The sequence below is a fragment of the Streptomyces sp. NPDC004065 genome (assembly GCF_044903565.1).
GTDB lineage: Bacteria > Actinomycetota > Actinomycetes > Streptomycetales > Streptomycetaceae > Streptomyces.
Genome location: NZ_JBJDQT010000015.1, coordinates 62,426 through 74,442 on the forward strand (window position 1 = coordinate 62,426; position 12,017 = coordinate 74,442).

10 protein-coding genes are annotated in these 12,017 nt (G+C 74.9%); 9 read left to right on the plus strand and 1 reads right to left on the minus strand.

Going from position 1 to position 12,017, the window contains the following annotated elements; genetic code table 11:
- Positions 1 to 22 precede the first annotated feature (22 nt).
- The 5 genes from gmk to ACI2LW_RS17815 all read left to right on the plus strand — a co-directional run bounded on the left by gmk (position 23) and on the right by ACI2LW_RS17815 (position 6,036).
- Positions 23 to 616, plus strand: coding sequence for a guanylate kinase (gmk, locus tag ACI2LW_RS17795; protein ID WP_404732124.1), 594 nt, complete (start codon positions 23 to 25; stop codon positions 614 to 616).
- A gap of 65 nt (positions 617 to 681) precedes the next feature.
- Complete coding sequence (gene rpoZ / locus ACI2LW_RS17800; protein WP_004933985.1) at positions 682 to 954, plus strand: DNA-directed RNA polymerase subunit omega; 273 nt, start codon at positions 682 to 684, stop codon at positions 952 to 954.
- 125 nt (positions 955 to 1,079) lie between these two features.
- Positions 1,080 to 2,282 carry a bifunctional phosphopantothenoylcysteine decarboxylase/phosphopantothenate--cysteine ligase CoaBC gene (gene coaBC / locus ACI2LW_RS17805; protein ID WP_404732125.1) on the plus strand — a complete coding sequence of 401 codons (1,203 nt, stop codon included), beginning with the start codon at positions 1,080 to 1,082 and terminating at the stop codon, positions 2,280 to 2,282.
- A gap of 240 nt (positions 2,283 to 2,522) precedes the next feature.
- Entirely contained in the window at positions 2,523 to 3,731 is a 1,209-nt protein-coding gene (metK, locus tag ACI2LW_RS17810; protein WP_404732126.1) for a methionine adenosyltransferase, read from the plus strand.
- A gap of 157 nt (positions 3,732 to 3,888) precedes the next feature.
- Positions 3,889 to 6,036, plus strand: a complete 2,148-nt coding sequence (locus ACI2LW_RS17815) for a primosomal protein N' (RefSeq protein WP_404732127.1) — start codon at positions 3,889 to 3,891, stop codon at positions 6,034 to 6,036.
- Positions 6,037 to 6,489: 453 nt separating this feature from the next.
- Here ACI2LW_RS17815 and ACI2LW_RS17820 read toward each other — a convergent pair whose 3' ends face one another.
- Positions 6,490 to 7,044 carry a hypothetical protein gene (locus tag ACI2LW_RS17820; protein WP_404732128.1) on the minus strand — a complete coding sequence of 185 codons (555 nt, stop codon included), beginning with the start codon at positions 7,042 to 7,044 and terminating at the stop codon, positions 6,490 to 6,492.
- Positions 7,045 to 7,278: 234 nt separating this feature from the next.
- Between ACI2LW_RS17820 and fmt the strand changes: the two genes are divergently transcribed.
- The 4 genes from fmt to ACI2LW_RS17840 all read left to right on the plus strand — a co-directional run bounded on the left by fmt (position 7,279) and on the right by ACI2LW_RS17840 (position 11,963).
- On the plus strand, positions 7,279 to 8,211 hold the full coding sequence (gene fmt, locus ACI2LW_RS17825) for a methionyl-tRNA formyltransferase (RefSeq protein ID WP_404732129.1): 933 nt from the start codon (positions 7,279 to 7,281) through the stop codon (positions 8,209 to 8,211).
- Positions 8,212 to 8,425: 214 nt separating this feature from the next.
- Positions 8,426 to 9,841: an RsmB/NOP family class I SAM-dependent RNA methyltransferase gene (locus tag ACI2LW_RS17830; RefSeq protein WP_404732130.1), complete on the plus strand. Its 1,416-nt coding sequence runs from the start codon at positions 8,426 to 8,428 to the stop codon at positions 9,839 to 9,841.
- Positions 9,842 to 10,154: 313 nt separating this feature from the next.
- Positions 10,155 to 10,841 (plus strand): ribulose-phosphate 3-epimerase, encoded by a 687-nt coding sequence (gene rpe, locus ACI2LW_RS17835; RefSeq protein WP_404732131.1) that lies wholly within the window; start codon positions 10,155 to 10,157, stop codon positions 10,839 to 10,841.
- A gap of 78 nt (positions 10,842 to 10,919) precedes the next feature.
- Entirely contained in the window at positions 10,920 to 11,963 is a 1,044-nt protein-coding gene (locus ACI2LW_RS17840; RefSeq protein WP_404732132.1) for a sugar-binding transcriptional regulator, read from the plus strand.
- Positions 11,964 to 12,017 lie beyond the last annotated feature (54 nt).

Sequence of the window (12,017 nt, forward strand, 5' to 3'; positions counted from 1 at the left end):
GGATTGCTGGAATAATCGCCGCATGGCTGTAACACCCCGGGGGACTTCCCCCGTGCCCCCGGACGCACGTCCGCGGCTGACCGTGCTCTCCGGCCCCTCGGGGGTCGGCAAGAGCACGGTCGTCGCGCATATGCGCAAGGAACACCCCGAGGTCTGGCTCTCGGTGTCGGCGACGACCCGCAAGCCCCGCCCCGGCGAGCAGCACGGCGTCCACTACTTCTTCGTCACCGACGACGAGATGGACAAGCTGATCGCCAACGGCGAGCTGCTGGAGTGGGCCGAGTTCGCCGGCAACCGCTACGGCACTCCGCGTGCCGCCGTCCTCGAGCACCTCGAGGCGGGCGTGCCGGTGCTGCTGGAGATCGACCTCCAGGGCGCGCGGCAGGTCCGCGAGTCCATGCCGGACAGCCGGCTGGTCTTCCTCGCCCCGCCCTCCTGGGAGGAGCTGGTGCGCCGGCTCACCGGCCGCGGCACCGAGCCGCCGGAGGTGATCGAGAACCGGCTGCGGGCGGCGAAGGTCGAGCTGGCGGCCGAGCCCGAGTTCGACGTGACCCTGGTCAACACCTCCGTCGAGGACGTGGCGCACGAGCTGCTAGCCTTGATGGACGTCGTGTGATCGTGACGGTCACCGTGACGATCGTCGCAGCGACTGATTCTTTCCCATCCATCGGAAGGTAGAGCGTGTCCTCTTCCATCTCCGCGCCCGAGGGCATCATCAACCCGCCGATCGACGAGCTCCTCGAGGCCACCGACTCGAAGTACAGCCTCGTGATCTACGCGGCCAAGCGCGCCCGCCAGATCAACGCGTACTACTCGCAGCTCGGCGAGGGCCTCCTCGAGTACGTCGGTCCGCTCGTCGACACCCACGTCCACGAGAAGCCGCTCTCCATCGCCCTGCGCGAGATCAACGCGGGTCTGCTGACGTCCGAGGCCGTCGAGGGCCCGGGTCAGTAAGTCGTATCTGCACATCGCGGTAGGTTTTTCCACAGGCCCGGCAGCGCGACTGTCGGGCCCGTGGTGTGTAGTGGACGCGTACGCCGACGAGCCGAGGCGTACGGGTGTCGAGTGCGGGAGGCCCGGTGAGCAAGCCCAAGGTCGTTCTGGGGGTCAGCGGCGGCATCGCCGCCTACAAGGCGTGCGAGCTGCTGCGCCGGCTGACCGAGTCCGGACATGACGTCCGCGTGGTGCCCACCGCGTCCGCGCTGCACTTCGTCGGCGCCGCCACCTGGTCCGCCCTGTCCGGCCACCCCGTCTCCACCGAGGTCTGGGACGACGTCCACGAGGTGCCGCACGTGCGCATCGGCCAGGACGCCGACCTGGTGGTCGTCGCGCCCGCCACGGCCGACACGCTCGCCCGGGCCGCCCACGGCCTGGCCGACGACCTGCTGACGAACACCCTGCTCACCGCGCGCTGCCCGGTCGTCTTCGCCCCGGCCATGCACACCGAGATGTGGGAGCACCCGGCCACCCAGGAGAACGTGGCGACGCTGCGCCGCCGCGGCGCCGTCGTGATCGAGCCGGCCGTCGGCCGGCTGACCGGGGCCGACACCGGCAAGGGCCGGCTGCCCGACCCGGCGGAGATCTTCGAGGTGTGCCGGCGTGTCCTCGCCCGCGGCGCCGGCGAGCCCGACCTCGCCGGACGGCACGTCGTCGTCAGCGCGGGCGGCACCCGCGAGCCCCTCGACCCGGTCCGCTTCCTGGGCAACCGCTCCTCCGGCAAGCAGGGCTACGCCCTCGCCCGCACCGCCGCCGCCCGCGGCGCCCGGGTCACCCTCGTCGCCGCCAACGCCGCCCTGCCGGACCCCGCCGGCGTGGACGTCGTCCGGGTCGGGACGGCCGTCCAGCTGCGCGAGGCGGTGCTCAAGGCGGCCGCGGACGCCGACGCGGTCGTGATGGCCGCCGCCGTCGCCGACTTCCGCCCGGCGGCCTACGCCACCGGCAAGATCAAGAAGAAGGACGACCAGGAGCCGGAGCCCGTCGTGCTGGTGCGCAACCCGGACGTCCTGGCGGAGATATCGGCCGACCGGGCGCGGCCCGGACAGGTGATCGTGGGCTTCGCCGCCGAGACCGACGACGTCCTCGCCAACGGCCGCGCCAAGCTCGCGCGCAAGGGCTGCGACCTCCTCGTCGTCAACGAGGTGGGGGAGCGCAAGACCTTCGGCGCGGAGGAGAACGAGGCCGTGGTACTGGGCTCCGACGGCAGCGAGACCCCCGTGCCGCACGGGCCGAAGGAGGCCCTGGCCGACACGGTGTGGGACCTGGTGGCCGCCCGGCTGCACTGACGGACCACCCCCGGCCCGGACCCGCCCGGGCCCCGCACTCGGCCCGTGGCGCCACTGGTCAAGGCCGCCGGGCTGTGGGCAGAATGCCCGTGCCGCAGGTCACAGCGCTCCCGAGAGGCGAGACAGGGGGGCCGGTGGCCGAGCGCGACCGATAAACTGTCCTCGGACGACGCCGGGCGCAGCCCCCAGTGGCGTCCGCCCAATGATCAGCCAGCAGCCGCTGCAACCCCAGGGAGCGTTGTGTCCCGTCGCCTGTTCACCTCGGAGTCCGTGACCGAGGGTCACCCCGACAAGATCGCTGACCAGATCAGCGACACCATTCTCGACGCGCTCCTGAGGGAGGACCCGGCCTCCCGGGTCGCCGTCGAGACGCTGATCACCACCGGCCTGGTGCACGTGGCCGGCGAGGTCACGACCAAGACCTACGCGGACATCGCGACCCTGGTCCGCAACAAGATCCTCGAGATCGGTTACGACTCCTCGAAGAAGGGCTTCGACGGCGCCTCCTGCGGTGTGTCGGTGTCGATCGGCGCGCAGTCCCCGGACATCGCGCAGGGCGTCGACACGGCGTACGAGACCCGGGTCGAGGGCGACGAGGACGAGCTGGACCGGCAGGGCGCGGGCGACCAGGGCCTGATGTTCGGCTACGCCTCCGACGAGACGCCGACCCTGATGCCGCTGCCGATCTTCCTCGCGCACCGCCTGTCCAAGCGGCTGTCGGACGTGCGCAAGAACGGCACGATCCCCTACCTGCGCCCCGACGGCAAGACCCAGGTCACCATCGAGTACGACGGCGACAAGGCGGTCCGCCTGGACACCGTGGTCGTCTCCTCGCAGCACGCCTCCGACATCGACCTGGAGTCGCTGCTGGCGCCCGACATCCGCGAGTTCGTCGTCGAGCCGGAGCTGAAGGCGCTGCTGGACGACGGCATCAAGCTGGACACCGAGGGCTACCGGCTGCTGGTCAACCCCACCGGGCGGTTCGAGATCGGCGGCCCGATGGGCGACGCCGGCCTGACCGGCCGCAAGATCATCATCGACACCTACGGCGGCATGGCCCGCCACGGCGGCGGCGCCTTCTCGGGCAAGGACCCGTCCAAGGTCGACCGCTCCGCGGCGTACGCCATGCGCTGGGTGGCGAAGAACGTGGTCGCGGCGGGCCTGGCCTCCCGCTGCGAGGTCCAGGTCGCGTACGCCATCGGCAAGGCCGAACCGGTGGGTCTGTTCGTGGAGACCTTCGGCACCCACAAGGTCGACCCGGAGAAGATCGAGAAGGCGATCGACGAGGTCTTCGACCTGCGTCCGGCCGCGATCATCCGCGACCTCGACCTGCTCCGCCCGATCTACGCCCAGACCGCCGCCTACGGCCACTTCGGCCGCGAGCTGCCCGACTTCACCTGGGAGCGCACCGACCGCGTCGACGCCCTGCGGGAGGCCGCCGGGCTGTAGCCCCGGCCGGCCGCCGGCCGACGGTCGGGCCCCCGGTCGACGGGCGCCGGCCACCGGTCGTCGTTCGTCGTTCGTCCATGAGGCCCGGCCCCCACCGCGGTGGGGGCCGGGCCTCGGGCGTACGCGACTGTCAGTGGCGTTTGGTAAGAATGCAGGCGTGAGCAGCGAGAACGAACCGGGGCACGGCGGGGCCGAAGGGGCGCCGCCGGAGCAGCTCGCGCTCATCCGCGAAACCGTGCGCAGGGCGAAGGAACCGCGGGCCAAGCCGCGCACCTGGCGCGGCGCCCCGCTCGCCGGCGAGCTGCCGGTGGCGCGCGTCCTCGTCGACAGGGGCGTGCTCCACCTCGACCGGTACTTCGACTACGCCGTACCCGCAGAGCTGGACGCCGACGCCCGGCCCGGCGTGCGCGTCCGGGTGCGCTTCGGGGCCGGGCGGCACCGGGTGCGCGACGGCCGCCGCGAGGGCGGCGGACTCGTCGACGGCTTCCTGATCGAGCGCCGGGAGCGGTCCGACTACTCCGGGCCGCTGGCCGCGCTCGCCCAGGTCGTCTCGCCCGAGCCCGTGCTCAGCGAGGAGCTGCTCGGGCTCGCCCGGGCCGTCGCCGACCGGTACGCGGGCAGTCTCGCCGACGTACTGCAACTGGCCGTGCCGCCGCGCAGCGCCCGCGCCGAACGGCGGCCGTCCCCCGCGCCGCTCCCGCCGCCGCGGGCGCCCGAGGCCGCCTCCTGGACCCGCTACGAGCACGGTCCCGCCTTCCTCGACGCGCTGGCCGCCAAGGGCGCGCCCAGGGCCGTGTGGAACGCCCTGCCGGGCCCGGCCTGGAGCGAGGAGCTGGCCCGGGCCGTCGCCGCGACGCTAGCCTCCGGGCGCGGCGCGCTCGTCGTCGTCCCCGACGGACGGACCGCCGCACGGGTCGACGCCGCGCTGACCGCGCTGCTCGGCGAGGGACGGCACGCGCTGCTCACCGCGGACGCCGGACCCGAGAAGCGGTACGCGCAGTGGCTGGCCGTGCGCCGGGGAGCGGTACGGGCCGTGGTCGGCACCCGGGCCGCCATGTTCGCCCCGGTCCAGGACCTCGGACTGGTCGCGATCTGGGACGACGGCGACGACAGCCACAGCGAGCAGCACGCGCCGCAGCCGCACGCGCGGGAGGTGCTGCTGCTGCGCGCCGCCCTGGACAAGTGCGCCTTCCTGCTGGGCGGCTTCAACTGCACGGTGGAGGCCGCCCAGCTCGTCGAGAGCGGCTGGGCGCGACCGCTGGTGGCCACGCGCGAGCAGGTGCGGCGCGCGGTGCCGCTCGTGCGCACGGTGGGCGACGGGGACCTCGCGCGGGACGAGGCCGCCCGGGCCGCGCGCCTGCCCTCGCTCGCCTGGCAGGCGGCCCGGGACGGACTGCGGAGCGGGCCGGTGCTGGTGCAGGTGCCCCGGCGCGGTTACGTGCCGCGGATGGCCTGCGCCACGTGCCGGGCTCCCGCCCGCTGCCGGCACTGCTCCGGGCCGCTGCAGGCACCGGACGCGGGGGCGCTGCGCTGCGGCTGGTGCGGGCGCGAGGAGAGCGGTTGGCACTGCCCCGAGTGCGGCGGCCTCCGGCTGCGGGCCCAGGTCGTCGGCGCCCGGCGGACCGCCGAGGAACTGGGCCGGGCCTTCCCCGCCGTGCCGGTGCGCACCTCGGGACGCGAGCACGTGCTGGACACGGTGCCGGACGCGCCCGCACTGGTGGTGAGCACCCCGGGGGCCGAGCCGGTCGCCGAGGGCGGGTACGCGGCGGCCCTGCTGCTGGACGGCTGGGCCATGCTCGCACGGCCCGATCTGCGCGCGGGGGAGGACGCGTTGCGCCGCTGGATCGGCGCCGCGGCGCTGGTGCGGCCGCAGGAGGCGGGCGGCACGGTGGTCGTGGTCGCCGAACCGACGCTGCGGCCCGTGCAGGCGCTGGTGCGGTGGGATCCCGTGGGCCACGCGGTGCGGGAACTGGCCGAGCGGGCCGAACTCGGGTTTCCGCCGGTGTCCCGGATGGCGTCCGTGTCGGGTACGGCGGAGGCGGTCGCGGAGTTCCTCGGCGCGGTCGAACTGCCCCGCGAGGCCCAGGTGCTGGGGCCCGTGCCGCTTCCGGTCACACCGGCCGGGAGACCGCGGCGGTCGGGCGCCCCGCCGCCCGGCGAGCACTGGGAGCGGTCACTGATCCGGGTGCCGCCCGGCAGCGGATCGGCCCTCGCCGCCGCGCTCAAGGCCGCCCAGGCGGCGCGAACGGCGCGGGGAGGCACCGGCACGGTGTGGGTGCGCATCGACCCACCGGACATCGGCTGACCCACGGCCGCCGACGGCGCGGCGGGCGGGGGCGTACGGCCGTTGACCGTGAGGGCGGCGAGGACGTACGCCTCTCGACCGTGCGGCGGGGGTGTACGGCCCGCGACGGGCACGGGCGCACGGGCGCGGCACCGGCAGGGGCACGGGGTGGTCCGCGTGCGGCGCGTGTGGCTCCCGGACGGCGTGCCGGAGCGTACGGCCGCGGGGTTCGGGGCGTTCCGCGCGCGGACCCCGCCGGGCCCGGGCCGCCGACCGCACCACCGCGGCGTGCGGAGCCGGTCGGACGCCGTACGGCCGTCGCGCCACGTCCGTGGATCGCACGCCGGACGGGACGTGCCGGTGCCCTACGAGGACGGCGGGACGGCGGGAAGGCGGCACAGGCGCGTGCGCGCGGGGGCGTTGCCGCGCGGCGCGTCGCCGGGCGGGTGAGGCGGCGGGACGGGGCGTGCGGGGTCAGCCGTTGCGCGGGCTCGGGAACGCCGAGGGACGGGCCTCGTCGCGCAGGGACGGGTTCAGGGACGGGCTGCCGGCCGTGGGCTGCGTCGGCATGGAGCGGGCCGCCGGGACCGTGGGCACCGTGGGGAGGCCCGTGCCGACGTTGACCGTGCGGGTGCCGGACGGTTCCGTGGAGCGCTCGGCCTCCGCCGCGGCCTGCGCGGCGGCCCGGCGCGCGCCGTAACGGCGGTGCACCGCCTGCTTGGTGACGCCCAGTGCGGAGCCGACGGCGTCCCACGAGAAGCCGAGCGAACGGTCGAAGTCCACGGCGGCGGTGACCAGGGTCTCGACACTGTCCCGCAACTCCTGGGCGAGACGGACCGTCGGGGCGGGGGCGCGTCCGTAGACGACGAAGCCCGTGGAAGGGCCGGAGCGGCGCGGACGGTAGACGTTTCCCAACTGGGCGGTGAGCGTGCGCAGTGCGTCCACCTGCCGGCGGACCCGCTCGATGTCCCGCACCAGCAAGTGCAGGCTGGCCCGGGCCTGGGCGTCGTGGGTTGCGTGGTCGGCCATGAACAAGCCTCTCGAACCGGCGTTGAAAGGAACCGGGCCGCCGGGGCGGCCCGCTGTGGTCAACTCTTTCTTGACCAACGCGCTTTCCCGCCGCTGGTCACGGTGAGGGGGCGTAAGCGCATATGCGTACGCCCCCGGCGCCCCGCCGTGCGCGCTGCGCCGGCCGCCCCGGCCGTGGCCATAGACTGGTGCGCTGCCCGCCGTCCACCCCGCCCGAGAGGCCCAACCCACCCCATGAAGCTCGTCTTCGCCGGCACCCCCGAGGTCGCCGTTCCCGCCCTGGACGCACTGCTCGCCTCCGGACGGCACGAGGTGGCCGCCGTCGTCACACGGCCCGACGCGCCGGCCGGCCGGGGTCGCCGGCTGGTGGCGAGCCCGGTGGCCGAGCGGGCCGAGGAGGCCGGCATCGAGGTGCTCAAGCCGGTCAGGCCGAGGGACACCGAGTTCCTGGAGCGGCTCAGGGAGATCGCCCCCGACTGCTGCCCCGTCGTCGCCTACGGCGCCCTGCTGCCCAGGGCCGCCCTGGACATCCCCGCCCACGGCTGGGTCAACCTGCACTTCTCGCTGCTGCCCGCCTGGCGCGGCGCCGCCCCCGTGCAGCACGCTCTGATGGCCGGCGACGAGATCACCGGCGCCTCCACCTTCCTCATCGAGGAAGGGCTCGACTCCGGTCCCGTCTACGGCACGGTCACCGAGGAGATCCGCCCGACGGACACCAGCGGCGACCTGCTCACCCGGCTGGCCTTCGCCGGCGCCGGGCTGCTGGCCGCGACCATGGACGGCATCGAGGACGGCACCCTGAAGGCCGTGCCGCAGCCGGCCGAGGGCGTCACCCTCGCCCCCAAGATCACCGTCGAGGACGCGCGGGTCGACTGGACCACGCCCGCCCTGCGCGTCGACCGGGTGGTGCGCGGCTGCACGCCGGCGCCGGGCGCCTGGACCACCTTCCGCGGCGAGCGGCTGAAGCTGATCCAGGTCGCGCCGTCGCCCGGGCGGACGGACCTCGCGCCGGGCGCGCTCGCCGTGGGCAAGAACAGCGTCCACGCCGGCACCGGTTCCTACGCCGTCGAGCTGCTGTGGGTGCAGGCCCAGGGCAAGAAGCCGATGCGCGCCGCCGACTGGGCGCGCGGCGTGCGCATCGCCGAGGGCGAGACCCTCGGGAACTGAGGCGACGCGGGCGGGACACCGCGGGGCGACTGCCGGCGGGTGACGGGTCGCGCGCGGGCGTCTCTCCCGGCGGGTGACGCCCCGCGCGGGCGTCTCGCGGCCGGTGACGCGCCGCAGTCCGGCGTCTCGCGGTCGGTGACGCGCCGCGCGGTCGGCCGGCGCGGGGACGTACGCTGGGCGCACAGCGCACCCAGACATCCGGAGCACCTTTTTCGTGAGCGACACCCGCCGGCCCCGCAAGCCCGCCAAGCCCTACCGCCGGCCCCAGAAGGACCCCGTCCGCATCCTCGCCTTCGAGGCGCTGCGCGCCGTGGACGAACGGGACGCCTACGCCAACCTCGTTCTGCCCCCGCTGCTGCGCAAGGCCCGCGAGAAGGGCGACTTCGACGGGCGGGACGCCGCGCTCGCCACCGAGCTGGTCTACGGCACGCTGCGCCGGCAGGGCACGTACGACGCGATCCTCGCCGCCTGCGTCGACCGGCCGCTGCGCGAGGTCGACCCGCCGGTGCTCGACGTGCTCACCCTCGGCGCCCACCAGCTTCTGGGCACGCGCATCCCCACGCACGCCGCCGTCTCCGCCACCGTCGAGCTCGCCCGCGTCGTCCTCGGCGACGGTCGGGCCAAGTTCGTCAACGCCGTGCTGCGCAAGGTCGCGCAGGACGACCTCGACGGGTGGACGCGCAAGGTCGCCCCGCCCTACGACGAGGACCCCGAGGACCACCTCGCCGTGGTCCACTCGCACCCCCGCTGGGTGGTCTCCGCCCTGTGGGACTCCCTGGGCGGCCCCCGCGCCGGCATCGAGGAGCTGCTGCGCGCCGACAACGACCGGCCGGAGGTGACGCTGGTGGCCCGGCCGGGCCGGGCCACCGTGGACGAGCTGCTGCGGGAGGAGGCCGCGGTACCGGGCCGCTGGTCCCCGTACGCGGTACGGCTCACCGAGGGCGGCGAACCCGGCGCCGTGGACGCCGTGCGCCAGGGCCGCGCGGGCGTGCAGGACGAGGGCAGCCAGCTCGTCGCCCTCGCCCTGGCGAACGCCCCCCTGGACGGCCCCGACGGCAGGTGGCTGGACGGCTGCGCCGGTCCCGGCGGCAAGGCGGCCCTGCTCGGCGCGCTCGCCGCGGAGCGCGGCGCGGTGCTGCTCGCCTCCGAGAAGCAGCCCCACCGCGCCGGCCTGGTGGCCCGGGCGCTCGACGGCAATCCCGGCCCCTACCAGGTCGTGGCCGCCGACGGGACCCGCCCGCCGTGGCTGCCCGGCAGCTTCGACCGCGTCCTCGTCGACGTGCCCTGCACCGGGCTCGGCGCACTGCGCCGGCGCCCCGAGGCGCGGTGGCGGCGGCGCCCGGAGGACCTGGAGGGCTTCGCCCCGCTCCAGCGCGGCCTGCTGCGCACCGCCCTGGAGTCCGTACGGATCGGTGGCGTCGTGGGTTACGCCACCTGCTCGCCGCACCTCGCCGAGACCCGGGCCGTGGTGGGCGACGTGCTCAAGCAGTTCCGCGGGGCCGACCTGATCGACGCCCGCCCGCTCCTGCCGGGCGTCCCGGACCTCGGCGACGGCCCCGACGTACAGCTGTGGCCGCACCTGCACGGCACCGACGCGATGTACCTGGCCCTCATCCGCAGGACCGCCTGACCCGGCCCGGCCCTCTCGGGGCCGCCCGGTGGCCCGGTGGGTCCGGACCTACGCCTGCGCCTCCTTGCGCGCCTCCTTGCGCGCCTTCTTCCGGGCCTTGTCCCGCCGTCCCGGCATCAGGAAGTGGGCCGACCGGGCCCCGGGGGCTGCCTCACGACGGGGGTAGGGGTCCTCATGACGGGTGTCGGTGGTCCTCGTGACGGGCCTCTGGGCCCTCCGGCCGGCACACCCGGGCGGCCGCGACCGGGGAGCCGTCGCACCCCGGACCGGTACCGGCGCGAACAACCGGGCCCGGGCATGGCAGGCTTGGGTCATGGCCGTGCAGATCAACCCCAGCATCCTGTCCGCCGACTTCGCGCGCCTGGCCGAGGAGGCCAAGGCGGTCGAAGGGGCCGACTGGCTCCACGTGGACGTCATGGACAACCATTTCGTCCCCAACCTCACGCTCGGCGTGCCGGTCGTAGAGTCCCTGGCCCGGGCGACGGAGACGCCGCTGGACTGCCACCTGATGATCGAGGACGCCGATCGGTGGGCGCCGCAGTACGTCGAAGCGGGTGCCTCGTCGGTCACCTTCCACGTCGAGGCGGCCGCCGCGCCGGTGCGCCTCGCCCGGGAGATCCGCGCCAAGGGCGCCCGGGCGTCGATGGCGCTCAAGCCCGCCACCCCCGTCGAGCCGTACGAGGACCTCCTCCCCGAGCTCGACATGCTGCTGATCATGACGGTGGAGCCGGGCTTCGGCGGGCAGGCATTCCTCGACATCATGCTGCCCAAGATCCGCCGCACCAGGGAGCTGATCAGCAAGCACGGCCTCCAGATGTGGCTCCAGGTCGACGGCGGGGTGTCGGCGTCCACGATCGAGCGGTGCGCGGACGCCGGGGCCGACGTCTTCGTCGCCGGCTCGGCGGTCTACGGGGCGGACGACCCGGCCGGCGCGGTACGTGCACTGCGCACGCAGGCGGAGACGGCCACCGCCAAGGCGTCCTGGGCGTGCAACCACTGAGCCACAGGAACGTGAACGGCTCTCATCAGGGCTGATCAAGCGCGCCGGATCTGCAAGGATGAACGGCGAGTCCAGAGTGTGAACAGCAGTGAGGAGATCGCCGTGTCGGGTATGTCGGCGGGCCGGTCAGCAGTGCGGATGGGACCCGCTGAGCTGGTGCAGGCGGCGGCCATGGCCCGCCGCTTCTACCTCGAGGGCAAGTCCAAGATCCAGATCGCCGAGGAGTTCGGCGTGAGCCGCTTCAAGGTGGCCCGGGTCCTGGAGACCGCCCTCGAACGGGATCTCGTGCGCATCGAGATCCGTGTGCCGGCCGAGCTGGACGCCGAGCGCTCCGACGCGCTCCGCGCCCGCTACGGCCTCCGGCACGCCGTCGTGGTCGAGTCCCCGGCCGAGGCCGAGGAGACGCCCGACCCGGAGAACCTCGGCGAGGTCGCCGCCGACCTGCTCGGCGAGCTCGTCAACGAGGGGGACGTCCTGGGCCTGGCCTGGGGCCGGTCCACCATCCACATGGCGGCGGCCCTGGACCGGCTGCCCCCGTGCACGGTGGTGCAGCTGACGGGCGTGTACGACGCGGGGACCGCCGAACGCGGCTCCGTCGAGGCCGTCCGCCGCGCCGCCCAGGTCTCCGGCGGCGACGCCCACCCCATCTACGCGCCGATGCTGCTGCCGGACGCGGCCACCGCGGCGGCGCTGCGCCACCAGACGGGGATCGCGCGCGCCTTCGAGTACTTCGACAAGGTCACCGTCGCCTGCGTGTCCATCGGCTCCTGGGAGCCGGGCATCTCGACGGTGCACGACATGCTCAGCGACGAGGAGCGCGCGCACTACGCCTCGCTCGGCGTCGCCGCCGAGATGTCCGCGCACCTCTTCGACGCCGAGGGCCGCCGGGTCGGCCGGGACCTGGGGGAGCGGTGCATCACGGTCAAGGCCGACCAGCTGCGCCGTGTCCCCGAGGTCGTGGCGATAGCGGGTGGCCAGCGCAAGGCGGCGGCGATCGACGCGGTGCTGCGGTCCGGCCTGGTCACCAGCCTGGTCACCGACACCTCGGCCGCGGACTACCTGATGACGGCGGGCCCCACCCCGAAGCCGGCCCTCAACCGCGCGGACCCGGACGGCCACTGACACGGGACCCCGGGCCTGCCGCCCCGCCCCGGACCCGCCCCCGGCCCCGGGCCT

Excerpts from the sequence above, each read along its gene's own strand:
- gmk (WP_404732124.1), top strand. The coding sequence starts at position 23 with ATGGCTGTAACACCCCGGGGGACTTCCCCCGTGCCCCCGGACGCACGT.
- ACI2LW_RS17820 (WP_404732128.1), bottom strand. The coding sequence starts at position 7,044 with ATGGCCGACCACGCAACCCACGACGCCCAGGCCCGGGCCAGCCTGCAC.
- fmt (WP_404732129.1), top strand. The coding sequence starts at position 7,279 with ATGAAGCTCGTCTTCGCCGGCACCCCCGAGGTCGCCGTTCCCGCCCTG.
- rpe (WP_404732131.1), top strand. The coding sequence starts at position 10,155 with ATGGCCGTGCAGATCAACCCCAGCATCCTGTCCGCCGACTTCGCGCGC.